General features: G+C 70.3%; 22 protein-coding genes. 4 read left to right on the top strand and 18 right to left on the bottom strand.

Annotation, left to right across the window (positions count from 1 at the left end):
* Positions 1-145 precede the first annotated feature (145 nt).
* Positions 146-1,621, bottom strand: coding sequence for an NAD-dependent succinate-semialdehyde dehydrogenase (locus AB0F44_RS15005; RefSeq protein WP_357356652.1), 1,476 nt, complete (start codon positions 1,619-1,621; stop codon positions 146-148).
* Complete coding sequence (gabT, locus tag AB0F44_RS15000; protein ID WP_357356651.1) at positions 1,618-2,955, bottom strand: 4-aminobutyrate--2-oxoglutarate transaminase; 1,338 nt, start codon at positions 2,953-2,955, stop codon at positions 1,618-1,620. The genes AB0F44_RS15005 and gabT overlap by 4 nt, the downstream gene beginning before the upstream one ends.
* Before the next feature lie 71 nt (positions 2,956-3,026).
* On the opposite strand from gabT, the gene AB0F44_RS14995 reads away from it, so the two are divergent.
* A complete protein-coding gene (locus AB0F44_RS14995) occupies positions 3,027-3,917 on the top strand; it encodes a LysR family transcriptional regulator (protein ID WP_357356748.1) in 891 nt (296 codons plus the stop codon).
* On the opposite strand, the gene AB0F44_RS14990 is transcribed toward AB0F44_RS14995, so the two are convergent.
* From AB0F44_RS14990 to AB0F44_RS14975, 4 genes are all read right to left on the bottom strand, one after another.
* Positions 3,890-4,486, bottom strand: coding sequence for an adenylate kinase (locus AB0F44_RS14990; RefSeq protein ID WP_357356649.1), 597 nt, complete (start codon positions 4,484-4,486; stop codon positions 3,890-3,892). The genes AB0F44_RS14995 and AB0F44_RS14990 overlap by 28 nt on opposite strands.
* 126 nt (positions 4,487-4,612) lie before the next feature.
* A complete protein-coding gene (locus AB0F44_RS14985) occupies positions 4,613-5,965 on the bottom strand; it encodes an NAD(P)/FAD-dependent oxidoreductase (protein ID WP_357356647.1) in 1,353 nt (450 codons plus the stop codon).
* A gap of 1 nt (position 5,966) precedes the next feature.
* On the bottom strand, positions 5,967-7,019 hold the full coding sequence (gene speB / locus AB0F44_RS14980; protein ID WP_357356645.1) for an agmatinase: 1,053 nt from the start codon (positions 7,017-7,019) through the stop codon (positions 5,967-5,969).
* Positions 7,020-7,063: 44 nt separating this feature from the next.
* Complete coding sequence (locus tag AB0F44_RS14975) at positions 7,064-8,452, bottom strand: APC family permease (protein WP_357356643.1); 1,389 nt, start codon at positions 8,450-8,452, stop codon at positions 7,064-7,066.
* A gap of 145 nt (positions 8,453-8,597) precedes the next feature.
* Between AB0F44_RS14975 and AB0F44_RS14970 the strand changes: the two genes are divergently transcribed.
* Together AB0F44_RS14970 and AB0F44_RS14965 are read left to right on the top strand one after the other, a co-directional pair.
* Positions 8,598-9,194: a TetR family transcriptional regulator C-terminal domain-containing protein gene (locus tag AB0F44_RS14970; RefSeq protein ID WP_357356641.1), complete on the top strand. Its 597-nt coding sequence runs from the start codon at positions 8,598-8,600 to the stop codon at positions 9,192-9,194.
* Positions 9,195-9,199: 5 nt separating this feature from the next.
* A complete protein-coding gene (locus AB0F44_RS14965; RefSeq protein ID WP_357356639.1) occupies positions 9,200-10,465 on the top strand; it encodes an alpha-L-fucosidase in 1,266 nt (421 codons plus the stop codon).
* Positions 10,466-10,916: 451 nt separating this feature from the next.
* Here the strand turns inward: AB0F44_RS14965 and AB0F44_RS14960 are convergent, their stop codons facing one another.
* From AB0F44_RS14960 to AB0F44_RS14925, 8 genes are all read right to left on the bottom strand, one after another.
* The gene (locus AB0F44_RS14960) at positions 10,917-12,158 is read right to left on the bottom strand and encodes a DUF222 domain-containing protein (RefSeq protein WP_357356637.1); all 1,242 of its coding nucleotides are present in this window, start codon (positions 12,156-12,158) and stop codon (positions 10,917-10,919) included.
* Positions 12,159-12,588: 430 nt separating this feature from the next.
* Positions 12,589-13,329: an AAA family ATPase gene (locus AB0F44_RS14955; protein ID WP_357356635.1), complete on the bottom strand. Its 741-nt coding sequence runs from the start codon at positions 13,327-13,329 to the stop codon at positions 12,589-12,591.
* A 6-nt stretch (positions 13,330-13,335) separates the two neighbouring features.
* Positions 13,336-14,250 (bottom strand): iron-siderophore ABC transporter substrate-binding protein, encoded by a 915-nt coding sequence (locus AB0F44_RS14950; protein WP_357356633.1) that lies wholly within the window; start codon positions 14,248-14,250, stop codon positions 13,336-13,338.
* 45 nt (positions 14,251-14,295) lie between these two features.
* Positions 14,296-15,108, bottom strand: coding sequence for an ABC transporter ATP-binding protein (locus tag AB0F44_RS14945; protein ID WP_357356632.1), 813 nt, complete (start codon positions 15,106-15,108; stop codon positions 14,296-14,298).
* Complete coding sequence (locus tag AB0F44_RS14940) at positions 15,105-16,160, bottom strand: iron chelate uptake ABC transporter family permease subunit (RefSeq protein ID WP_357356630.1); 1,056 nt, start codon at positions 16,158-16,160, stop codon at positions 15,105-15,107. Before AB0F44_RS14940 ends, AB0F44_RS14945 begins: the two co-directional genes overlap by 4 nt.
* Complete coding sequence (locus tag AB0F44_RS14935; RefSeq protein ID WP_357356628.1) at positions 16,157-17,614, bottom strand: iron ABC transporter permease; 1,458 nt, start codon at positions 17,612-17,614, stop codon at positions 16,157-16,159. Before AB0F44_RS14935 ends, AB0F44_RS14940 begins: the two co-directional genes overlap by 4 nt.
* A gap of 10 nt (positions 17,615-17,624) precedes the next feature.
* The gene (locus AB0F44_RS14930; protein ID WP_357356626.1) at positions 17,625-18,608 is read right to left on the bottom strand and encodes an ABC transporter substrate-binding protein; all 984 of its coding nucleotides are present in this window, start codon (positions 18,606-18,608) and stop codon (positions 17,625-17,627) included.
* Between the two features lie 58 nt (positions 18,609-18,666).
* Positions 18,667-19,158 carry a MarR family winged helix-turn-helix transcriptional regulator gene (locus AB0F44_RS14925; RefSeq protein ID WP_357356624.1) on the bottom strand — a complete coding sequence of 164 codons (492 nt, stop codon included), beginning with the start codon at positions 19,156-19,158 and terminating at the stop codon, positions 18,667-18,669.
* A gap of 97 nt (positions 19,159-19,255) precedes the next feature.
* On the opposite strand from AB0F44_RS14925, the gene AB0F44_RS14920 reads away from it, so the two are divergent.
* Entirely contained in the window at positions 19,256-20,167 is a 912-nt protein-coding gene (locus AB0F44_RS14920) for a class III extradiol ring-cleavage dioxygenase (RefSeq protein ID WP_357356622.1), read from the top strand.
* On the opposite strand, the gene AB0F44_RS14915 is transcribed toward AB0F44_RS14920, so the two are convergent.
* The 4 genes from AB0F44_RS14915 to AB0F44_RS14900 all read right to left on the bottom strand — a co-directional run bounded on the left by AB0F44_RS14915 (position 20,125) and on the right by AB0F44_RS14900 (position 24,539).
* The gene (locus tag AB0F44_RS14915) at positions 20,125-21,366 is read right to left on the bottom strand and encodes an AGE family epimerase/isomerase (RefSeq protein WP_357356620.1); all 1,242 of its coding nucleotides are present in this window, start codon (positions 21,364-21,366) and stop codon (positions 20,125-20,127) included. The two genes, AB0F44_RS14920 and AB0F44_RS14915, sit on opposite strands and share 43 nt — an antisense overlap.
* Positions 21,363-22,232, bottom strand: a complete 870-nt coding sequence (locus AB0F44_RS14910) for a carbohydrate ABC transporter permease (RefSeq protein WP_357356618.1) — start codon at positions 22,230-22,232, stop codon at positions 21,363-21,365. The genes AB0F44_RS14915 and AB0F44_RS14910 overlap by 4 nt, the downstream gene beginning before the upstream one ends.
* On the bottom strand, positions 22,229-23,167 hold the full coding sequence (locus AB0F44_RS14905; RefSeq protein ID WP_357356616.1) for a sugar ABC transporter permease: 939 nt from the start codon (positions 23,165-23,167) through the stop codon (positions 22,229-22,231). The genes AB0F44_RS14910 and AB0F44_RS14905 overlap by 4 nt, the downstream gene beginning before the upstream one ends.
* Positions 23,168-23,267: 100 nt before the next feature.
* Positions 23,268-24,539: an ABC transporter substrate-binding protein gene (locus AB0F44_RS14900; protein ID WP_350659191.1), complete on the bottom strand. Its 1,272-nt coding sequence runs from the start codon at positions 24,537-24,539 to the stop codon at positions 23,268-23,270.
* Positions 24,540-24,597 lie beyond the last annotated feature (58 nt).

Below are 24,597 nucleotides of genomic sequence, written 5' to 3'. Positions count from 1 at the left end.
GACTCCTCAATCTGCCGGGCGGCGCTGGTGGTCCGTCTGGAGCGTTGTGCCGGGACTGCCGGGTGAGGCTGTCCCGAGGAACCACCCGCAGGGTGTGCGGGTGGCCTGAGTCACATCATCATGGATGGGGCGGGCGTGATGCCAATCACCAGGCGACGCTGAGGTACTGCGTCTCCAGGTACTCCTCCAGCCCGGCCCGCGCGCCCTCGCGCCCGATGCCGCTCTGCTTCACCCCGCCGAACGGCGCCGACGGGTCGGAGACGAGGCCGCGGTTGACCCCGACCATCCCGGCGTCGATCCGTTCGGCCACGTGCAGCGCCTCGCCCATCTCGCCGAAGACGTACGCCGCCAGGCCGAACTCGGTGTCGTTGACGGAGGCCAGCAGCTCCTCGGTGTCGTTCCAGACCACGATCGGGGCCACCGGCCCGAAGATCTCCTCGCGCAGCAGCGGCGAGTCGGCCGGTACGTCGGTCAGGACCGTGGGCGCGTAGAAGTAGCCCTCCGAGGTGGGGACCTCGGCGCGGTGGGCGATCACGGCTCCGGCGGCCACGGCGGCGTCGACGAGGCCGGTGACGGTGGCGTACGCCTTCGCGGAGATGAGCGGGCCGATGTCGCTGCCCTGCTCGGCGGGGCCGACCCGGAGCGCCTCCACGGCCGCACCGAGGCGGGCGGTGAACTCCTCGGCGACGTCGGCGTGGACGTAGAGCCGGTTGGCCGCGGTGCAGGCCTGTCCCCCGTTGCGGAACTTGGCGACCATCGCGCCCTCGACCGCAGCGGCCACGTCGGCGCTCGAGGTCACCACGAACGGCGCGTTGCCGCCGAGCTCCATCGAGGTGTTCACGACCCGGTCGGCGGCCTGGCGGAGCAGGATGCGGCCGACACCGGTCGAGCCGGTGAAGGAGATCTTGCGGACGCGTACGTCGGCGAGCCAGGTGCTGACGATGGCGGGAGCGTCCAGGCCGGGCACCACGTTGACGACGCCGTCGGGCACGCCGGCCTCGGCGATCAGCCGGGCGACCGCGAGGGCCGTCAGGGGCGTCTCGGCGGCGGGCTTGAGCACGACGGTGCAGCCGGCCGCGAGGGCCGGGGCGATCTTGCGGGTGGCCATCGCGGCCGGGAAGTTCCACGGCGTCACGAGGGCGGCCACGCCCACCGGCTTGTGGGTGACGATGGTGCGAGTGCCGCCGGCCGGCGAGGGACCGAAGTCGCCGTGCGGACGTACGGCCTCCTCGGCGTACCAGCGGAAGAACTCGGCGGCGTACACGACCTCGCCGCGGGCGTCGGCCAGGGACTTGCCGTTCTCGAGCGCGATCAGGGCGGCGAGCTCGTCGGCGTCGCGCAGCATCAGGTCGCGTACGCGGCTGAGCAGGTCGCTGCGGGTCCGCGGCGGCAGCGCCGACCACGCGGGAAGTGCCGCGGCGGCAGCGTCGACGGCCGCGGTCGCGTCCTCGGTGCTGCCGTCGGCGACGTCGGCGACGAGCTCACGGGTGGCGGGGTTCTCGACCGCGAAGACGCCGGCGCCGCCCGGACGCCACCGGCCGCCGACGAGGACTCCGCTGCCGGGCTCGAGGGCGTCGAGGTAGCTGGGCTCGGTGTTCATCGGCTGGGTGCTCGTGGTCACTTGGTCTCCTCCAGTGCGGTCGTGAGTACGTCCAGGGCCTCGTCGAGCAGCTCGTCGGAGATGCTCAGCGGGGGCAGGAAGCGGATGACGTTGCCCCAGGTGCCACAGGTCAGGGTGATGACACCCTGGCTGTGAGCGTAGGCGGCGACGGCCTTGGCCACCGCACCATCCGGGTTGCCGGTGGCCGGGTCCACGAACTCGGCGGCGATCATCGCGCCCCGGCCGCGTACGTCACCGATGCGCGGGTCGCCCGCCTGCAGGTCACGGAGCCGGCCGAGGAGACGCTCCTCGATCGCGCGGGCCCGGGTGAGCAGGTCCTCGGCCTCGATGGTCTCGATCACGGCCAGCGCGGCGGCGCAGGCGAGCGGGTTGCCGCCGTAGGTGCCGCCCAGACCGCCGGGGTGGACGGCGTCCATGACGTCGGCGCGGCCGGTCACCGCGGAGAGCGGCAGACCACCGGCGATGCCCTTGGCGCTGACGACCAGGTCCGGGACGACGTCGTCGTGCTCGACGGCGAACCAGGTGCCGGTGCGGCCGAAGCCGGACTGCACCTCGTCGGCCACGAAGATCACGTCGTTGGCGCGGCACCACTCCGCCAGCGCGGAGAGGAAGCCTGGCGCCGGGACGATGAAGCCGCCCTCGCCCTGCACCGGCTCGATCACGACGGCGGCGAGGTTCTCGGCACCGACCTGCGTCTCGATGAGGGAGGTCGCCCGGGCCGCAGCCAGCTTGCCGTCGATCTCGGGGGCGTCGCGGAACGGGTAGGACATCGGCGCGCGGTAGACCTCGCCGGCGAAGGGCCCGAAGCCGTGCTTGTAGGGCATGTTCTTCGCGGTCATCGCCATGGTGAGGTTGGTGCGCCCGTGGTAGGCGTGGTCGAAGACGACGACCGCGTCCTTGCCGGTGTACGAGCGGGCGATCTTGACCGCGTTCTCGACGGCCTCGGAGCCGGAGTTGAACAGCGCCGTGCGCTTATCGTGGTCGCCGGGAGTGAGCCGGGCGAGCTGCTCGGCGACGGCCACGTAGCCCTCGTAGGGCGTGACCATGAAGCAGGTGTGGGTGAAGGCCGCGACCTGGTCGGCGACGGCGTCGACCACCCTGGCGGCGCTGGAGCCGACGGTGGTCACCGCGATGCCGGAGCCGAGGTCGATGAAGCGATTGCCGTCGACGTCCTCGACGATCCCGCCGGCCGCGCGGGCGGCGAAGACGGGCATGGTCGTGGCCACACCCCGGCTCACGGCCGCTACCTTGCGGGCCATGAGCTCCTGGGAGCGCGGGCCGGGAAGCGGCGTACGCAGGAGACGGGACTGTTCGAGGGTCGAGGGCTCGGTCATGGGTTCAGCATGATCCTCCACGACACATGTCGTCCAAGACCTTTTGACTACTACAATCATGTCTCGTGAGCATGGATCTGCGGCTGCTGCGCTACTTCGTCGCCACCGCTGACGCGGGCTCGGCGACGCGTGCCGCCGAGGTGCTGCACGTGACCCAGCCGGTCCTGTCGCGGCAGCTTCGTCAGCTCGAGGCGAACCTGGGCGTGCCGCTCTTCGCAAGGGAGGGACGGCGGCTGCGCCTCACCCGGACGGCCGAGGATCTCCTCCCCCGCGCCCGCGACCTGCTCGCACACGCCGACGACCTCGAACGCGCCGTCGAGGTGCTCGCCTCCGGCAGGCTCGACGAGCTCCATCTCGCCGTGCCCTCCACGACGCTCACCGACGTGCTCGCGCCGTTCCTGGCGACGCTCGGGCCCGACGACCCGGTCGCGATGGTCCGCGAGCTCGACCCGCGCGGCGCGGTCGCGGCCGTCCGCGCCGGCGCCGACCTGGCGATCGTCACCCGGCCGCCGGCCCGGTCGCTGGCCTCGCGCGCCCTCGCCGTGCTGCCGGTGTGGGCCTATGTCCGGCCCGACGACCCGTGGGCGGGGCGGGGGTCCGTGGACGTACGCGATCTGGTGGCGCGGCCGCTCGTGCTGCTCACCGAGGACCTGCGGCCGCGGCCGCTCCTGGACGCAGCGGTCGAGGACGCCGCCGTGGGCTACGGCGACGTCCTCGAGGTGTCCAACGCCCAGGTCGCGCAGGCGCTCGCTGCCTCGGGCCGCGGGATCGCGGTCGTCTCCGACGACCCGCGCTTCGGGTTGGTGCCGCTGCACATCGAGGCACCGCCGGGGAGGGTCCGGATCAGGCTGTACGCCGCCTGGGACCCGCAGCACCACGCCGCCGAGGCGCTCGCGGCCCTGGCCGAGCGGCTCTCGGCGTTCTGCGTCGAGCGCTACGGCGCCGAGGTCGCCGTCCGCTGAGCTGACATCGCCGTCAGGGCGGTCAGGATCCGCTCGGTGACCTCGTCGACCGGACCGAGGCCGTCGACGATCGCGAGCAGGTCGCGCTCGGCATACTCGTCGCTGAGTGGCCCGGTCTCGGCGGCGTACACCTCCAGCCGCCGGCGGATGACCGACTCGGTGTCGTCGGCGCGGCCCTGCTCCCCGGACCGAGCCAGGAGCCGGCTCACCAGCTCGTCGGGGTCCGCCTCGAGCAGCACCACAGCGTCGAGCCCGACGCCGGAGAACTCGAGGAGCGAATCGAGCTCGGCGACCTGCTGCGGGGTGCGCGGATAGCCGTCGAGGAGGAACCCGCCGGCACAGTCACGCTCGGCGAGGCGGTCGGCGACCATGGCGTTGGTGATCTCGTCCGGGACGTACTCGCCCGCGTGCATGTACGTCTGTGCTGCCACGCCCAACGCGGTCTGCTGGGCGACGTTCGTCCGGAAGATGTCGCCGGTGGAGATCGCCGGCACGGCGAAACGCTCGGCGATGACGGCGGCCTGGGTGCCCTTGCCGGCACCGGGCGGTCCCATGATGAGGAGGCGCATACGAAGGGTGGACCTTTCTCGAGGGGTGGCGCGCTCACCCCCACGATGAGCGCGCCAGGTCGGAGGCTAGGCGTCGCTTCGCTGCGATCACGTTGCATCCGGGCAGACCTCAGGCAGACCTCTCGGTCAGCGGCCGTCGATCCGGCGAGCGATCTCCTCGCCCACACGTACGGCCCCGTCGACGTGCTGGAAGCCGTGGCCGGCGACATCGCTGCTGCCGAACTCGATCGGCCCCAGCGGCTCGCGCAGCACCGCACCCCAGCGGGTCAGGCCGCCCAGGTCGAAGCTCGTCCCGTACGCACCGCCGGTGAGCTCCTGGTGCTGCCAGTCGCTCTCGACGAAGGTGAGCGGCTCGAGCGCCACATCCCCGAAGTACGCCGCCAGCGACTCGAGCACCTGGCGGCGGCGCTCGGCGTCGGAGAGCCGGCCGACCGCGTCCGCGCGCTCGTCGGAGACGAAACCGACCAGCGTTCCGCGCTGCTCGCCCTCGGGGGTGTTGTCGTAGACCTCGTGGACCAGCTGCCACGGCGCGAAGCCGGTGCCGCTGAGGCCGTCGGCACGCCAGAACGGCGTCTCGTACTGCGCCTGCACCTTGATGACCAGCCCGAACGACTGGTGCTCGCGAGCGATCCGGTGCTCGGCCGGCAGCTCGGGGCTGAACCGGATCCGCTTGACCAGGGTCGGCGGCACCGCGAGGACCAGCCGGTGCGCGGCGTGGATCTCGGTGCCGACGTGGACGACGGCGCCGTCCTCGTCCCACTCCACCAGCGTGACGTCCTGCCCGAGGCGTACCCGGTCCCCCAGCCGCTCGGCCAGGGCCAGCGGCACCCGCTGCAGGCCGCCGACGACCCGGCGGTCGAGGATCACGTCGGCGTCGACGAGGTTGCTGAACGACCCCGCGCTGGCGGCCATCTGCACGGCTTGGAGCGCGGAGAACGAGTGGGCGGGCTTCGTCAGCATCGCCGGCCCGATGTAAAGGGCGATGTTGTCGACGGCGACCGGGTCGTCGCACTGCTGCTCGAGCCAGGCACGGAACGAGACGCTGTCAAGGTGGTCGGCGTCGTCGAGCTCCCACGGCCGGGCCGGGTCCATCGCGGCGGCCAGGCCATCGAGCGTCTTGGTCAGCTGCGCGATGGCGGCTGTGGTGGCCGCCCCGACCGGCAGGTCGTCGGCGAAGCGGTGCGCCACCCCCGCCTTGTCGACGTAGAGCGACTCGCCCTCGCGGAAGCGCGGGTAGGTCGGCAGGCCTAGCTCGTCGAGGATCCCGATCAGGGCGTCCTGGTCCGGCGAGACCCACTGGCCGCCGATCTCGAAGTCGGCCTCTGCCCCGGGCGCACCGTGTGCCTCGGTACGCAGCCGGCCGCCGACGCGGTCGCGCGCCTCCAGGACGAGCACGTCCTGGCCCGCCTGGGCCAGTCGCCAGGCCGCGGTCAGGCCGGTCACACCGGCGCCGACCACGATCACGTCGTGGGTGGTCATGTCAGTTCTCCTGTTTGTCAGTGTCGGTGGGCCGCCGGTCAGGGCGCTGGGCGAGCAGCGGAAGGCTCGGGTCCCAGCGGGTCCCGTCGGCCTCGTCGCGCTTACGGCGGGCGATGCCCGAGAGCGCCTCGAGGACGACCCGGTTGGCGAGGAACGAGGTGATGTCGGCGTGGTCGTAGGGCGGTGAGACCTCGACGACGTCGATCCCGACCACCGGCAGCTCGTAGGCGATCCGGCGGACCGAGTCGAGCAGCTGACGCGCGGTCAGGCCGCCCGGCTCCGGGGTGCCGGTGCCGGGCGCGTGGCCGGGGTCGCAGACGTCGATGTCGACCGAGAGGAAGACCCCGTCGCACTCGTCGGTCGCGATGGTGAACGCCTCGGTGAGGCACTCCTCTAGACCGCGGTGCACGATCTCGGTCATCTCGTAGGACCGCATGCCCTGCTCGGCCATCCAGTCCAGCGTCTCCGGCTCGGGCCAGTAGCCGCGCAGCCCCATCTGCAGGAACCGGTCGCCGCGAAGCGCCCCGGACTCGATGAGCCGGCGCATCGGCTGGCCGTGCCCGATCAGTGAGCCGAACTCGATGTCGCCGGTGTCGGCGTGGGCGTCGAAGTGGATCATCGAGACGCGTCCCTGACCGAGGTGCTGGGCGACGCCGGCGGCGTCGGGCCAGGCGATCGTGTGGTCGCCGCCCAGCACCAGCGGGATGGCGCCGTTGCTCGTCACCGCGTGCACGGCCTCCTGGAGGTCACGCACCGAACGCTCGGCGTCGCCGGAGTACATCTCCACGTCACCCGCGTCCAGCACCTTCAGGTCCCGCAGCGCGTCGACCCGCATCGCGAGCGAGGGCCGCGACCCGTCGTGGGGCAGGTAGCAGGTCTGCCGGATGAACTGCGGGCCGAACCGGGTGCCCGACCGGTGCGACGTACCTCCGTCGAAGGGAGCTCCGAGGATGACCACGTCGGCACCCTCGTACGTCGCGGGGTCGGCCCAGTCACACCGGTCGACACCCAGGAAGGTGATGTCGGGGCCGAACTGGGTTCCGTAGCGAGCCATGGCGTTCTTCTCTCTCGTTCGATTCTCGTGATGGGTGGATGTTTCTAATCCTCGGTCGGGTCGACGACCAGGAACCGCTCGCCGGGACGACGGGCGAGGTAGAGGTAGTAGTAGGCGAGGGCGGCGACGACGACACCGGCCGTGATCAGGATGTCCATCCGCGCGGAGCCGGCCAGCGCGTAGCCGATCGCGCCGATGACGACCAGCGGCGGCAGCGGCCACAGCGGCATCCGCCAGCCCTCGACAGCGGGACCTCGGCGACGGGCGCGGAGCGCGGCGATCGCCACGACGACGTACATCGTGGAGATGACCACCGAGGTCACCCCGAGCAGCGCCTCGATCTCGACGGCGCCGGCGAGGATCGCGCCGGGGATGCCGATGACGAGGGTGGCCAGCCACGGGGTGGCGTAGCGGGGGTGCAGCTTGGTGAGGACGCCGTTCACCGGTGCGGGCCAGGAGCGGTCACGCGCCGAGGCGTAGACGACCCGGGCGTTCTGCAGCACCATCACGATGACGGCGTTGAGGATCGCGATGGCGATGGCGACGTTCACGCCGACCGCGACCCGCTCGCCGCCCCAGGCGGCGACCCACTGGGAGAAGTTGCCCGAGGCGAGGTCGCTGAGGTCGTCGACCGCGAGGACCGTCGTCACGGTCGGGATGAGGATGACGAGGCCGCCCAGGCCGAGGGTCCAGAAGATGACGCGGGCGACGTTGCGACGCGGGTCGACGATCTCCTCGGAGAGGTAGACGGTGGTGCCGAAGCCGCTGACCAGGAACGTGCTCACGGCGAGACCCGAGATGAGGATCGCCAGGGTGAAGGGCTCCAGGCCGTTCTCACCGATGACGTGCGGCGAGACCAGCTCGCCGGGGCCGCGCTGGATGTGGCCGAGCCCGAGCACGGTGACGACGACGGCGGCGATCATCTCGAGGGCGAGGAAGGTGCCGGTGACGACGGCGTTCGCCTTGATGTTGAGGATCGCCGTGGCGGTCGACAGCAGCATCACGATCGCGCCGGTCGCGGCCCGCGGCAGCTCCACCAGGTCGGCCAGGTAGTCGGCCGTGCCGAGGGCGAAGATCGGCGGGATCAGCCAGAGCAGCACGCCTGCCAGCGAGAACGTCAGCCAGCCCATCGACTTGCCGAGGGTCTGGGTGACCATGGCGTACTCGCCGCCGGAACTGGCGGTGCGGGTGCCGAGCTCGGCGTAGCACGCGGCGATCGCGATCGAGACCGCGAAGCCGGCCACGACGGCCAGCACCGCGCCGCTCCCCTGCGTCGCGAACAGCTCCGGCACGATGATGAACAGACTCGAGGCGGGCGTGATGCACGACAGCACCAGCAGGACCGCGGCGCCGGGTCCGAGCACCCGCGCGAGCCGCCGCCGTGCCTGCGCCGGCTTCACCCCGTCGGGGCTCACCTGCATGGATTCGATCATCGCGGGTCTCCTTGTGATGAGGGTACAGCGTGTTTTGAACGCTGTACAAAACTTTGAACGGCATTCAAAGTGACCCAGATCACCGCTAGAGTCAAGGGGTGGGACCGAAGATTTCACCCCGCGAGCACAAGGAGACACTGTCGAGGTGACGCGTACACGCTCCAACAGACGCCTGGAACGACCGCGCGAGCAGGTGCTCGCGGCCACGCTGGAGATGGTGGCCGAGCAGGGGCTCGCCAAGGTGACGATGGCCTCCCTCGCCGCCCGCCTGGGCACCAGCGGCGGCCACCTCCTCTACTACTTCGGCACCCGCAACGGCCTGCTTCTCGAGACCCTGCGATGGAGCGAGAACGAGTACGCAGCACAGCGGGCGCCGATCCTGGAGAAGGCCGAGAAGGACCGCTCCGGAGGTGTCGACGCGCTGGTGTCGTTCACCGACGTCTACCTCGCCCTCGACGAACGCGACCCGCGCTGGCTCCTCTGGCTCGAGCTGTGGGCACGAGCGCCGTACGACTCCGAACTCGCCGCCGCGCAGCGCGCGATGGACGACGAGTGGCATGCCGACCTGGTCCGGCTCTTCGCCGCGGCGCTTCCCGAGGTGCCCGAGCGGGAGGCCCTCTCCGAGCGGCTGCGGGCGATGTGGGACGGCTTCAGCATCGGCATCGTCACCGGCGGCGGCACCACCCTGCGCGAGCACGCCCTCGCGCACACCCGCGCCGCCGTCGCCGGGCACGAGGGGTAGCGGGCATGCCGATCGCCTCCTGGTTCCCCGAGGCCCAGCTGGGCATCTTCGTCCACTGGGGCATCTACAGCGTCGACGGCGTCGCCGAGTCCTGGTCGTTCTACGACGGCCGGGTCCCCTACGCCGACTACATGGCCCAGCTCGACGGCTTCACCGCCTCGAAGTTCGACGCCGACGCCTGGGCGGACCTCTTCGAGCGGGCCGGGGCGACGTACGCCGTGCTCACCGCCAAGCACCACGACGGGGTCGCGCTCTACGACACCGACGCCAACGACCTCTCCGTGGTCGCCAGGACCCCGGCGGGCCGCGACCTCGTCGCCGAGTTCGTCGAGGCCGTACGCCGCCGGGGGCTGAAGGTCGGCATCTACTTCTCCCACCTCGACTGGTCCCATCCCGACTACGCGACGGTGCGTCCGGCCGTCCAGCATCCCGTGGTCCAGGACAACCCGTACGCCGTCCCGCGCCCAGGCGACGAGGAGCCCGAGCGCTGGGAGCGCTACCTGGAGTTCCACCGAGCCCAGATCCGGGAGGTGGTGACCCGCTACCGGCCGGATCTGCTCTGGTTCGACGGTGAATGGGAGCGCGACGAGCGGCAGTGGCGGATGCGGGAGCTGCGTGCGGAGCTGCGCGAGCTCGCGCCCGAGATGGTCGTCAACGGCCGGATGCTCGGCCACGGCGACTACGTGACCCCGGAACAGGGCGTTCCGATCGTGCCGCCGGACGGCCCGTGGGAGCTCTGCCTGACCATCAACGACTCCTGGGGCTGGCAGCCGCAGGACGACAACCACAAGTCACCGCGCCAGCTCGTGCGCACCTTCGTCGAGACCATCGGCGGTGGCGGCAACCTGCTGCTCGACGTCGGGCCACGCGAGGACGGCACCATCACGCCCGAGCAGACCGAGCGGCTCGAGGCGCTCGGCGACTGGATCGCGCGCCACTCCCCCGCGGTCCGCGACATCCGCCGCGGTCTTCCCCACGGCCACTTCTACGGCCCGACCGCCATCTCGGCCGACGGCCGGACCCTGTTCCTCTACGTCCTCGACCGGCCCAACGACTACGTCGTGGTCCGCGGCCTGCGCAACCAGGTCCTCAAGGCGTACGTCCTCGGGACCGGCGCCGAGCTCGACCATCAGCGCATCGGCGGGCTCCACGAGGTCCCCGGCTGGGAGTACGTCTTCACCACCGACGACGACCTCGACCCGCTGTGCACCGTGATCGTCCTCGAGCTCGACGGCGAGGCCTCGGTCCACCGGGAGCACGAGGCGCACTAGAAGCGATGTCCGAGGACTGCCGTCGTCAGCGCTAGCCCTGACTGCAGCATGACCAGGAGAGCCAGCGCCATGAGCACGGCCGCGACCCACCCCGGGTGCCCAAGGAAAGGGGCATCACGGGAGGCGCCACCGACGATCCCAATGGCGAACGCGGAGGCCAGCTAGACCTGCCGTACCGACGGACACATCCAGGTCGACAGGGATCGCGGGGATGAGCCCCGCGAACATGAATTGCGGGTGCCCGTGACCAAGACCGCCAGCGCAGGCATGTAGGAGGCGAAGGCATCGAGTACTCCGAGGTGAGAGATCACCGGGACACCATCGGGTCACCAAGGGGGCCGGGCGTGCTCAACGTTTTCAGGGCTGGCGGTCTGACCGGCAGCCCCTGAACTGTCCGCTCGGGACTCGAGATTCCCCGGACACTGCCCGAAGACATCACGACGATGTCGGCTCATGTGCGTCTGGTGAAGCGGATGTCGCCGTTGGGTAGGCGTTCGTGGAGGTATGCCGCGTCGTGGGCGCGGTGGTGGTGATGGGCACAGAGCAGTGATGCGTTATCGATGTCTGTCAGGCCGCCTTGGGCCCAGGCGATCCAGTGGTGGGCCTCGGCCCAGGTGCCGGGGATGTCACAGCCCTCGGCCTCGCAGGTCGCCGACCGCAGCAGCAGGGCTCGGCGTTGGGCGGCGGTGAAGAAGCGTTCCTTGCGGCCGAAGTCGAGGACCTCGGAGGCGCCCCCGAGGACGGCGGGGATGATGCCTGCGGTGCAGGCCAGGCGTCGTGCTTCGGCGGCGGTGATCGGGCTGCCGCCGATGATCTGGGCGATGCCGGCTTCCTTGCGGAGTTGGTCGATGTCGATCGTGACGATCACCGTGGTCGCATCGCCGCCGTGGATGGGGAGCCGGGATGGGTCGAGGGTTTCGAGGAGCTGGCAGAACGCGCGTCCCAGGCGCCGGTCGTAGGGCAGGTACTCGCCGGTATCGGTGCGGGTGCCGTCGTCGCGTCGGGGTGAGGCGAAGGCTTCGAGGTTGGTGGCCAGCCGGTCAGCGGCCGCGTCCGGGACCACCGCGGAGATGCGGGTGGTGCCGTCCCCGAGACGGCGCATCGCCAGCCGGGTCTTCTTCCGGGCGTGGGCTTCCTCGGCCGCGAGCCGTCGGGCTTCTTCGGCCTCAGCGATCTCCGGGGCGATCAGATCCAGGATCCGGCGCCCCAGACGGCGCAGCTGGGTCGGGTCGAACTGGGTCGCGTAGGCAACCAGTGCTTCTTCGGCCTTCGTCTTGATCTCGGGGTCGAGGTCGGTCGGGAGGTCGTCGAGGGCGTCGACGATCACCTGGGCCTGGGCCGGGTTGCAGGCGCCGGCGCGCATCGCCGCGGCGACCAGGGTGTAGGTCCGGTCCAGGGCCTGAGCGAGCCGGACGTCGGCGCGCAGGGCTTCGGGGCGCTGGTGGGTGTGGTGATGGAGCCAGGCCGCGACGTCCCGGGCGGCACTCTCGGCGGCGACGTCATCAGCGGCGGCGAGCACCCGCAGCTTGAGCTCGGCCAGCTGCGCTTTCGCGCGGGCGATCTCGACCAGGGTGGCGGCCTTCTGATCGGTGGCCATGAACGCCGGGTTCGCGTCCGCAACCGCATCAAGGGAGGCGGTGATCGCGACCACGGCCCCCAGCACAGGGTGTTGGGGTTGTTGCAGCGTGGTCACCTCGGTCACCTCCCGACGTACGAACTCTTCACACCCGCGCATGCGGATGTGTTTGGTTCGCTGGTCTCGGAGGCCCGGCAGTACGGGCTATTACTTACCCTCGCAGCTCGGCGTTCACGCCCCTGGTTCCCCTGGATTACCCCACACCCGTTGTGTCTCGGGCAGAAGGGGCACGCCTCATTCGAGGTGGTCGGCCTTCACGTTTACGCCTGCGCCGAGCCTACCACACAACGCAAAACAACCAAACCCAATCAGGGACAGGTATCCCAAACCCAAAGCCAGACCGCTGCTGGAAGCCCGCAAGACACCCAAATGGCACCCAACCCAGACACCCTGCTTCTAAATCTCCCAACCCAATCCCGGTATTGGCCCCACCCACGCTGGAACTCAGGCACAAGGCACCAGCCCGCGAACCCCCGCGGCCACGCCATCAGTCCTCGAGGACGTACCGCAGATATCTCGCCGGGTCCGCCAGGAACCGACGGGTCAGATTGACCGGTTCGGCGTCGTCGTAGGAGACCTGCCCGATACGCCCGTCCTCGTCGAACTGGAGGATCCTCGCTCCCGGCACCGAGAGCAGGACCGGGGAATGGGTGGCGATGATGAACTGGGATCTCTCGTCGGCGAGCTCGATGATCCGCGCGACCAGCGCCAGGCAGCCCTTGACCGAGAGCGCGGCCTCGGGTTCGTCGAGGATGTAGAGACCGCCGGGCCCGAACCGGTGCATCACCAGGTCGAGGAACGACTCGCCGTGGGAGCGCTCGTGCAGCGAGACGCCGCCGTAGGCATCCGAGGTGTCCAGGTCGAGGCGCTCGATCTCGGTGGCGACGTTGTAGAACGACTCCGCGCGCAGGAAGTAGCCGGTGCGCGGCCGCTTGAGCCCGCGCTGGATCATGATGTAGTCGGCGAGGGACGACTCGGTCGCGCGGGTGGCGAACCGGAACGACGTGGAGCCGCCCTCGGCGTTGAACCCCGACGCGACCGCGATCGCCTCGATGATCGTCGACTTTCCGGTGCCGTTGTCGCCGACGAGGAACGTGACCCGTTCGTCGAAGTCGATCCCGTCCCCGCCGGCCAGCTCGCGGACGACCGGCAGGGTGAACGGATATCGGCCGGTGTCATGGCGCGGGTCGAGCGTGACCCGGGCGATATAGCGTTCGTCGAACCGCATGGACGCTCAGCCGATCTCCTTCTTGAACTGGGCGAGGATCTGCTGGGCGGCCTGGATGCCGATGCCGCTGAGCAGGTCGTCGTTGATGTCGTGGACCTGGCCGGCCTCGACCGCGGGGATCCGCTGCCACAGCGGTCCGCCGAGCACCTTGGCCTTGTCGGTGTCGCCCTCCGGCCCGTAGGTGCTGACGTAGAGGTGGTCGGCCTGGGCGGTGGTGACCTGCTCGGGCGAGATCTCGAGGTAGGTGTCCTCGCCGACCGCCTGCTCCGGAACGGTCAGGCCCATGTCGTCGAGGATGACGCCGGAGAAGGACTTGTCGGAGTAGAGCCGGATCTGGCCGGGGAGGAACCGGACGATCGACAGGGTCTTGCCGGCGCCGACGGTCTCACCGAGCGCGGCGGCGTCGCTCTCGAAGTCGGCGAGCATCTTGTTCGCCTCATCGGTCTTGTTGAGCGCGTCGGCGTACAGCATGAAGTTGTCCTTCCAGGTGTCGCCGAGGTCGGGGGCGAGCACGGTCGGGGCGATCGCGTTCAGCTGCTCGTAGATCGCCTCATGACGGACCGTGCTGGACAGGATGAGGTCCGGGTCGAGGGCCGCGATCTTCTCGAGGTTGGGCTCGGAGATGGTGCCGACCTCCTCGATCCCCTCGGTCTGGTCGCCGAGGTAGCTGAGGAAGTCGGTGGCCACGTCGACGCGTACGGCACCGACGGGCTTCACGCCGAGCGCGAGCGCGTCGTCGAGCTCCCCGGTGTCCAGGACCACGACCCGCTTGGGAGCAACAGGCACCTCGGCCACGCCCTTGGCATGCTTGACCTCGCGGGTCTCGGCGGTGGCCTCCGAGTCCGAGGAGCTGCTGCCGCAGGCGGTGAGGACGAGGGCGGCGGCGAGCATGGCAGCGACGCCGGTGAGGTGCTTGCGCACGTGGTTTCCTTTCATCATGGCGTTCCCAGGTCTTCCGGGGAACGTTCAGTGCTGGACGGTGGGCGCGGAGCGGCGTACGCCGATCGGGACGATCATCGGGCGGCCCGAGACCGGGTCGACGAGCACCTGGCTGTCGAGGCCGAAGACGTCGCGGAGCAGCTCTGCGGTGATGAGCTCGTCGGGCGGGCCGGAGGTGACGATGCGCCCCTCGCGCATGACGATCAGGTGATCGCTGTAGCGGACGGCCAGGTTGAGGTCGTGGAGGACCATGACGACGGTGCGCTCCAGGTCGGCGTGGAGCATGTCCACGAGGTCGAGCACCTCGACCTGATGAGCGAGATCGAGGTACGTGGTCGGCTCGTCGAGCAGCAGGATGTCCGTCTCCTGCGCCAGCGCCATCGAAATCCACGCCCGCTGGCGTTGCCCGCCGGAGAGCTCGTCCACGGGGCGGGCGGCGAGCTCCTGCATCCCGGTCAGCCGAAGCGCCGCGTCGACCTCGGTCTCGTCGTCGCTGGACCACTGGCGCAGCCACGACTGGTGCGGGTGACGGCCCTTGGCCACCAGGTCGGCGACGGTGAGGCCCTCGGGGGCGGTGGGCGACTGCGGCAGCATGCCGAGCACCTTCGCGACCTCACGGGTGCGCATCGAGGTGATCGCCTTGCCGTCGAGCAGCACCTGCCCGGAGCGGGGCTTGAGCAGTCGCGCGACGGCCCGCAGGAAGGTCGACTTGCCGCAGCCGTTGGGGCCGATGATCGTGGTGACCTTGCCGGACGGGATCTCGGTGGTGAGCCCGTCGGCGACGATCCGGTCGCCGTAGCCGAGGACCAGGTCCTCGGCCGTGATCTGGTGCTCGCTCATCGCGACAGCCTCCGGTTGGTGCGGATGATCAGGTACATCAGGAAGGGGCCTCCGATGGCGGTGGTGACGATCCCGACCGGGAGCTCGACGGGCAGGAGCACGCGCGCGACGTAGTCGCTGCCGACGACCAGGGCGGCGCCGGTGAGCGCCGAGGCGAGCAGCGGCGGCCCGGCCGTGCGGGCGATGCGGAGCGCGACCTGAGGTGCGACGAAGGCGATGAACCCGATCGGGCCGGCGGCCGTGACGCACATGGCGGCCAGCAGGACGGAGGCGATCAGCAGGACCGACTGGCTGAGCTGCACCCGTACGCCGAGCGCGCGGGCGGTGTCGTCGCCCAGCTTGAGCGCTGAGAGCTGGAAGGTCGAGGACAGCGCGACCGTGCCGATGGCACCAAGGGCGATGGCGGCGGGCACGGCGTCGCTCCAACCCCGGCCGTTGAGCGACCCGTTGAGCCAGACGGTCGCCTCCTGCGCGTCCCAGATCTCGCCGATGACGAGCATCCAGTTGGTCAGCGCGAGCAGGATGCCGTTGACGGCCACCCCAATCAGGACCAGCCGGAAGCCCTCGATACCCCGGCGCCAGGCGAGCAGGTAGATCACGACCCCGGTCAGCAGACCGCCCGCCATGGCCGCCGCCGGCACGCCGATGGTGGTGCCCAGGAAGGCGGTGCCGCCGAAGACGATCACCGCGACCGCACCGGCGCTGGCGCCGGCGGTGATGCCGAGCAGGTCCGGGCTGGCCAGCGGGTTGCGGGTGATCGACTGCCAGATCGCCCCTGACATCGCGAAGCCGGCGCCCACGAGGAGGCCGACCACGGACCGCGGCAGGCGCAGGTCCCAGACGATGAAGCGCTCGGCGTCGTTGCCACCGCCGAGGATCACCTTGGCCGTGTCGGGCACGCTGATCGGGTAGTCGCCCTGGCCGACGTTGAGGCACACCAGCAGGAAGACCAGCACGAGGAGACCGACGTTGACCGCGACCAGGCGGGGGCGCCAGACCATCGTCACCGGCCCCCACCCGAAGCGCGGACGACCGGGCACGAGCGTCGTCACAGGGTCACCAGCTTCCGGCGGCGTACGAGAGCGATGAAGAACGGCGAGCCCACCAGGGCGAGGACGATGCCGACCTGCAGCTCTCCGGGGCGCGCGGCGACCCGGCCGAGGATGTCGCAGGTGATGAGCATGACGGCGCCGATCAGGGCGGAGCACGGCAGCAGCCACCGGTAGTCCGGCCCGGTGAACGCCCGCGCGATGTGGGGCACGGCGAGGCCGATGAACGCGATCGGCCCGCAGGCCGCGGTGGCCGCACCGGCGAGCAGGGTGATCGCGGTGATCCCGAGGGTTCGGTTCAGCGCGACGTTGGTGCCGAGCGAGCGGGCGACCTCCTCGCCCAGGCTGAGGACGTTGAGCCCGGGAGCGTTGACCATGGCGAGGATGAAGCCGAGGGCGAAGAAGGGCAGCAGCGGCACCAGGATCTCGAGCCCTCTGCCGGCGACCGAGCCGACGATCCAGAAGCGGTAGGCGTCGAGGGTGGTCTGGTCGAGCAGCACCACGGCGGAGGTGATGGCGGAGAGGAAGGCCGCCACCGCGGCGCCGCCGAGGACGAGGGAGACCGGTGAGGGGCTGCCGCTCCCGACAGAGGAGAGCCCGAAGACGGCGAGGCTGGTGATCAGCGCGCCTGCGAGCGCGAACCAGATGTAGCCGACCGGGCTCGTCACCCCCAGGAACGTGATCGCCAGGACCACCGCGCAGGCGGCCCCGGCGCTCACGCCGAGGATGCCGGGGTCGGCGAGCGGGTTGCGGGTGTGTCCCTGGATGAGCCCGCCGGCGAGGCCGAGCGCGATGCCGGTGACGAGGCCGAGGAGGGTTCGAGGCGTACGCAGGTCGCGGACGATCAGGTCGGCCTCGGTCGGGGTCGTGTCGTACGGCGGGAGGAGACCGTGCCAGATCTCGCCGAAGCTCAGCGGCCGTGACCCGACGGCGACGCTCGCCAGGAGCAGGACCGCCAGGATCACCAATAGCGCGAGGAGGCCGGTGATCCGGCGCAGACGCAGCTTCGCCGGGGTGAGGTCGACCTCGATCTCGGCGAATCCCTCGTCCATGGCCGTGATCCGGCGCACGACCTGCCGCGGCGCGAACAGCAGGCTGCGGCGTACGCCGAGCGGGCGGCCGTCGTGGCCTCGGGCGATCAGCCCGAGCCAGGTCTTGCCGGTCGATGCTCCCCGTCGGCCCTGGGCGAACCCGCGGTTCCACACGAGGACGGCTGCCGCGACGGCGAGCGCGAAGCCGCCGAAGACCACCCGGTCCACGGTGCCGCCGCCGTTCGCGTCACGCAGCGAGTGCACGACCAGCGCTCCGACGACCAGCGGCAGGACCACCAGGGCGAGGTCCACGACAGCCGCGGCTGCCCGGAGGGCGATGGGGGCGGGCCCACGCGGGACCTGCACCCTGGTGTGGTCCGCGCGCGCCGTGACGGCCTCGCCCGAGGCGAGGTCACTGAGACGCACGTTGTGCCCGTCAGCTCTGCTCGAGGACCTGGGCGGCCTCGAGCTGGTCGGCGTAGCCGCTGAAGACCTCGGCGTAGGCCTGGTAGCTGTAGGGCGCGGCGGGGTACCAGAGATCCTGCTGACCACCGGCGACGGCGGGCAGCCGCTTGAAGATGTCCTTCGTCTTCAGCTCCTCGAGGCCACCGGGGTCGCGAGCGTCGATCAGGAGCACGTCGGCGTGGTACTTGCTGATGTTCTCCAGGCTGACCGGCTCGAAGATGCCCTGCTCGTCGGGGCTCACCTTCGGGAACTTCACGCCGAGCTCGGCGAGGTAGGCGAGGTCGGGGTGCTCGGGCGCGTTGGCGAAGTAGATCTCCTCGCCGTAGGTCGACGCCGCGACCACGGTCACGTCGGGGTTCTTCTTCACCGCCGCCTTGATCCGGGCGACTGCGTCCTCGAACTCGGCCTTGGCCTCGTCGATCTCCGGGTCGGCGCCGAGGTCCTCGGCCAGGGCGTGGAACGCCTCGATCTGCTCGGTCACCGAGAGCCCGGTCAGCGGCATGGCCAGCGTGGGAGCGAGCTTGTCGACCTGCTTCTCGACCTCGCCGGCGTACCAGAGGGTCTTGCCGTCGAAGGTCATGTCGATCAGCAGGTCCGGGTTCATCGCCGCGTACTCCTCGACGTTGAACTCACCCCAGGCCTTGCCGAGGACCTTCGTCTTCGAGACGTCGAGGTTGCCGGTCAGGTAGTTCGGCGGCTCGGGCAGGTCGCCGTAGACGCCGGCGACCTGGTAGCCGTTGTCCCACAGCGCCGCCGCGGCGCTCGCCTGGGCGACGACCGTCTTCGGGGTGCCGTCGATCTCGACCGTCTTGCCGCGGGCGTCCTTGTGGACGAAGCCGGACCCGGTCCCGTCCTCCCCCTCGGAGGCGTCGGTGGAGGCACCGCACGCGGTGAGTACGAGGGCGGCGGAGGCTGCGACGGCCGCGAGCGGGGCCATGCGGAGACGACGATTCACAAAGGTTAGGGTAACCTAAACCCATCCGGCGCATGGACGCCCTCCCCTCCGCGGATCCTCAGCCTGCCTCGGGGTCGATCGGCGGCCTTCTCGCGCCGGTCGGATCCAGCCGGTCGAGGATGGTCCCGGCGATCTCGGCGAGCTGGTCCACCTGCTCCGGGCTCAGCGAGTCGAAGACGTACTCGCGCACGGCGTCCACGTGACCGGGGGCCGAGGCGACCATCTTCTCGTGGCCGGCCTCAGTGAGACGTACGTTGGTCGCGCGGCGATCACCCGGGCAGGTGTGGCGCTCGATGAGGCCGCGGTCGACCAGGCGCTTGACGACGTTGGAGAGCCGCGGCAGCGTCGAGTTGGTGTAGCCGGCCAGCTCGGTCATCCGCAGGGTCCGGTCCGGCACCTCGGAGAGCATGGCCAGCACGCCGTAGTCGAAATGGGTCAGGCCGGCGTCGCGGCGCAGCTGGGAGTCGAGAGCGCCCGGAAGCAGCTCGAGCACGGCGATGAGGCGAACCCATGCCGCCCGTTCTGCCGGCGACAGCCAGTTGCCCTCCACGCCAGGGAGTGTGCCGCAGAAAGTTGCCCGGAACAAACAACGGTCGCCTAGAGTTAGTTCAAGCAACAACTATTGGGCCGAACCGCAGGAGACCGCCATGACCACCGCACCCGAGAGCACGACCGCCGCCGCGGACGCCCGCCTCCCCCAGGCGCATCCCTTCGCCCAGCACCTGCGGGCGGTCCAGGAGCGAGAGGCGACCGATCCGCATCGCGTCTGGACGCCGGCCGACGGGCCGCTGCCGAGCCTCTACCTTTCCCACGGCGGTGGTCCGCTGCCGCTGCAGAGCCCGGAGTGGCTCGACCCGCTGCACTCCTGGGCACGGTCGCTCCCCCGGCCGAAGGCCATCCTGGTCATCTCCGCCCACTGGGAGTCGGCGCCGCTTTCGATCAGCGCGACCCGCCCGGACGAGCTGGTCTACGACTTCGGCGGCTTCGACCCGATCTACCACACGGTGCGCTACGACACCCCGGACGCGAGCGAGCTCGCCCGCACCACCGCGGCGCTGATGCCCGACGCCGAGACCGCTCACCAGCACACCCGCCGCGGCCTCGACCACGGCGCCTGGGTGCCGCTGAAGATCATGTACCCGGCCGCCGACATCCCGGTCGTGCAGCTCTCGCTGCCCACCGAGGACCCCGACAAACTGCTCGCCCTCGGCGAGCGCCTGCGGCCGCTGCGCGAGGAGGGTGTGCTCGTGGTCGGCTCGGGCCACATGACCCACGGCCTGCCCTTCATCACCCGCGAGATGATGACCGAGAACAAGCCCGCCGGCTGGTCCTCCGACTTCGACTCCTGGGCCGCCGAGGCCCTGGACCGCGGCGACGTCGCCGAGCTGGCCAGGTTCCGCACCGCCGCCCCCGGCATGCCGTACGCCCACCCGACCGTCGAGCACTTCACCCCGCTCTTCGTCACCCTGGGCGCGGCCACGGACCCGACGGCTCCGGTCACCACGACCCTGGACGGCTACGGACTCGGGCTCTCCCGGCGCTCGTTCCAGGCTGCCTGACCCTCACCCACCCGAGCCAGCTGCACCGACAGCACCGGCGCCAGCGGCAGCCGGGCGAGCAGCAGGGCCTGATAGGCGTGGTAGACGTCGGGCTTGCCGTGCCAGATCACGTGCGAGGGACGGTTGTGCTCGTCCAGTTCGTGGTGCCAGCTGCCGAGCTCGCGGTCGATCAGATGCGCCTCGATGTACGCCTCGAACCGCTCGCGCCACTCGTCATAGGCCGCCTCGCCGGTGCGCGTGTGCAGGGCGCCGGCGGCGGCGAGCGCCTCCGCGGCGACCCAGTGCAGCCGTAGCCGGGTGACCGGCGCTCCGTCCCACGAGGTCGTGTAGACGAAGCCGGGCCCGGCGTCGCCGGAGTCGACCCAGCCGACCTCGACCGCGCGCTCGAAGAGGGCCCGCGCGTCCTCGACCAGCCACGACGGCGCGTCCGGAAGGCTCGCGTCCAGGTGCAGGAGCAGCCGCGACCACTCCAGCAGGTGCCCGGGCGTACAGCCGTAGGGGCGGAACGGGTCACCGGGACGGTCGGCGTTGTAGTCCAGGAGCGGCGCCCAGGAGAGGTCGAAGTGCTCGGGTAGGTCGTAGCCATGGGAGCGCGCGACGCCGTGGATCAGGTGCTCGGCGATCGCCAGCGCCCGCTGGTGCCAGGCAGCGTCGCCGGTGACGTCGCCCGCGGCCAGGAACGCCTCCACGGTGTGCATGCTGGAGTTGGCGCCCCGGTAGGCCTCCCCCGAGCGAAGGTCGCGCTCGAGGCTGTCGACCACCCGGCCGGCGTCGTCGAGGAAGTGCTGCTGCATCACGCCGAGCGCCTCGTCGAGCAGCGCGTCCGCACCGGGCACACCGGCCACGACGCCGCTGCTCGCGGCGAGGATCACGAAGGCGTGGGCGTACGCCTCCTTGAGCGTGCCGACCGGCTCGCCCTCGGCCGAGACCGAGGCGTACCAGCCACCGAGCTCGTCGTCGCACAGCGCGCCCGAGAGCGCCCGGATGCCATGAGCGGCGAGATCGGCGGCGTCGTCGGCGTCCCCGCGCAGGTGCGCGAGCGCGAAGACGTGGGTCATCCGGGCGGTGATCCAGGTGTGCACCGGCTCTGACGGGTCCGGTCGACCCGACTCGTCGAGCCACCAGAACCCGGCGGGCGAGGCCGCCGACGGCCGGGCGAACCCGGCCAGCCGGCGGCACTCTGCGTCCGGATCGATCATCCCTTGACCGAGCCTGCCATCAGCCCGCCCACGAAGTAGCGGCCGAGCAGGATGTAGATGATCAGGGTCGGTACGGACGCGATCAGGGCGCCCGCCATGCTGGCGGAGTAGTCCTGCATCTGACCGCTCGCCAGGAAGTTGAGCGCGATCGTCACCGGCCCGTTGCGCGAGGTGGAGAAGAAGAGCGCGAACAGGTAGTCGTTCCAGGCCGAGGTGAACTGCCACATCAGCACGACCACGAACGCCGGCGCGGAGATCGGCAGGATGATCGAGGCGTACGTCCGGAGCATGCCGGCGCCGTCGACCCGAGCGGCCTCGACGAGCTCGACCGGGACCCCCGCGTAGTAGTTGCGGAAGATCAGCGTGGTGATCGGCAGGCCGTAGACCACGTGCAGCACGATCAGGCTCGGGACGCCCGAGGGGACGCCGAGGTTGCTCATCAGCTGGACCAGCGGAACCATCACGGCCTGGTAGGGGATGAACATCCCGAACAGGATCAGCGTGAACACCACGTCGGCACCGGGGAAGCGCCACTTCGAGAGCACGAACCCGTTCATCGAGCCGAGCACCGAGGAGATGATCGAGGCCGGGATGACCATGGCGAATGTACGTCCCAGGGCCGGCCCGAGCTGCTCCCAGGCACGCGACCAGCCGGCCGTCTCCCAGGACTCGGGAAGCTTCCAGGCGTTGGCGGGGGTCGCGTCGCCGACCCCCTTGAAGCTGGTGACCAGCAGGACGTACGCCGGGATCAGGACGATCAGCGCGAAGATGATCAGCAGGACGTACTTGATGGTGCGCCAGACCCCGCGCGAGCGTACGCCCGGGATCTTGGTCGTGACGGCTGCCGGGATGGCATCAGTAGTCATCGGCGGCGCTCCTGACGGTAGGTGGAGACGAGGTAGGGAACGATCAGGATGGCCACGATCACGAGCAGGATGGTGCCGATGGCGGCCGACTTGGCGTAGTCGCCTCGGGTGAACTCGACCCACATCTGGGTGGCCGGCACCTGCGTCGTGTAGTTGGTCTGACCCGCGATGGCCATGATCAGGTCGAAGACCTTCAGCGACATGTGGCCGATGATGATGATCGCCGAGAGGGCGACCGGGCTCAGCTGCGGGAAGATGACGTGGCGGTAGAGCTGCCACTCCGAGGCGCCGTCCATCCGGGCCGCCTCGCGCAGCTCCTCGGGGATCCCGCGGAAGCCGGCCAGGAAGAGCGCCATCACGTAGCCGCTGAGCTGCCAGATCGCGGGGACCGCGATCGCGAGGATGCCCCACCGCTCGTGGGTCCACCACGGGTTCTGCAGGAAGCCGAGATGGAGCGTCTCGAAGAGCCGGTTCAGGCCGGAGGCGCGGTCACCCTCTGCGTTGTTGAGCAGCCAGCGCCAGACCACACCGGAGGCGACGAACGAGACCGCCATCGGAAACAGGTAGATCGCCCGGAACAGCGACTCGCCGCGGGCCTTGCGCTCCAGCAGCCACGCCCACAGGAACCCCAGGCACAGGGTGCCGACGAGGAACGCGGCGGTGTAGAGCAGCAGGTTGCGCAGCGAGTAGATGAAGTCTTCGTCGGTGAACAGGTCCCGGTAGTTGTCCAGGCCGGCGAAACCCTGGGACGGCCCGATGTTGTGGCGGTCCTGCAGGGACGTGTTGATATTGGACCCGATCAGGCCGTAGACGAAGACACCGATGACGATGACGGTCGGCAGGATCAGGAGTACGGGTGCGACCCACCCGTGGCCGCCGATGCGGCCCTTGGGCCGTCGTGGCCGCTTGACGGCGCTGGGCACCGTGGAGGACATGTGTCCGTCCTTTCACAAGGGGCGGCCGAGGGGCCACGGCGGATGGTGCGGCCGTAGCCCCTCGACCAGATGAATCTCGTCAGGCTCGAATGAGCCCCGGTCACTCGGGCTTGTTGTCCTCGGCGGCCTCGACGAGGCCCTCCTGGAGCTCGGCGACATCGTTGTTGCTGCCGAACTTCGCGACGGCGGAGGTGACGTCGGTCAGCCAGTTGACCGAGGTCGCGGCGCCGTGGGCGAGCGAGGAGACGATCTCGTCCTCGCCCCACGACTTGATCGCGGTCTGCTGGTACTCACCGAAGTCGGCGGTGTCGGCGGTCGTGCTGGCCGGGATCGAGCCCTTCGCCTTGTTGAAGGCCACCTGGCCCTCGTCGCTGGCGATGGTGTCGAGCCAGGCCTCGGTGCCCTCGGGGTTGGGACCGTCCACCGGCATGGTGAACGAGTCGGCGAGGAAGTCGAAGACGCCCTCGGTGCCCGGGACCGGGACCGCGGTGTAGTCGGTGCCGAGCGTCTTCTTCTGCTCCTGGAAGGCGGCCTCGGCCCAGTCACCCATGACGTTGAACGCGGCCTCGCCGTCGATGACCAGCTGGGTCGCGTCCGGCCAGTCGAGACCCTGGCGGTCGGTGTTGGTCAGCGAGAGGAGCGTGTTGTAGTCCGCCAGCGCGTCCTTGACCTCGCTGCCGCCCCAGTCGGTCGTGCCGTCCCACAGACCGTTGTACGCCTCGACGCCCAGATCGGCGAGGAGCACGGTCTCGAGCAGGTGGACCTGGGTCCAGTCGGTCGCGATCGAGAGCGGGATGATGCCCTTGGCCTTGATCTTCTTCAGGTCGGCGATCCAGGCGTCGAGCGAGTCATAGGTCTTGTTGGCCTCGATGCCGGCCTTCTCCAGGACGGCCGGGTTGGCCCAGAGGACGTTGGCACGGTGGATGTTCGAGGGGACGGAGTAGATGCCGCCGTCCTGGGTCAGTCGCTCGAGGAGACCCTCGGGGAACTGCTCGTTCCAGCCCTTCTCCTCGTAGAGGTCGGTGAGGTCCTCGATCTGGCCGGCGTTGATGTAGTCGGTCAGCTCGGCACCCGCGTGCGCCTGGAAGGTGGCCGGCGGCTCACCGTTCTGCAGGCGGGACTGGAGCACGTTCTTCGCGTCGCTGCCGGCACCACCGGCGACGGCGCCGTTGACGAACTTCAGGTCGGGGTTCTGCTCATCGAACACCTTGACCAGGGCGTCGAGCCCGGCCTTCTCACTGCCCTCGGCCCACCAGGTGAAGACCTCCACCTCATCGGTGCTGCCGCTCTCGTTGTCGCTGCCGCAGGCGGAGACCGCCAGCAGGCTCAGGGCGGCCAGGCCGGCGGCCAGGGCCTTACGCGTTGCGTTCATCTTTGATCCTCCGGTTGCGCGACCGCCACGTCGGTGTGTGATCTGGGTTACTCGCGGT

It is taken from the genome of Nocardioides sp. NPDC023903 (assembly GCF_040639295.1).
In the GTDB taxonomy this organism is placed as follows: domain Bacteria; phylum Actinomycetota; class Actinomycetes; order Propionibacteriales; family Nocardioidaceae; genus Nocardioides.
This window is presented reverse-complemented; position numbering and strand designations above follow the sequence as displayed.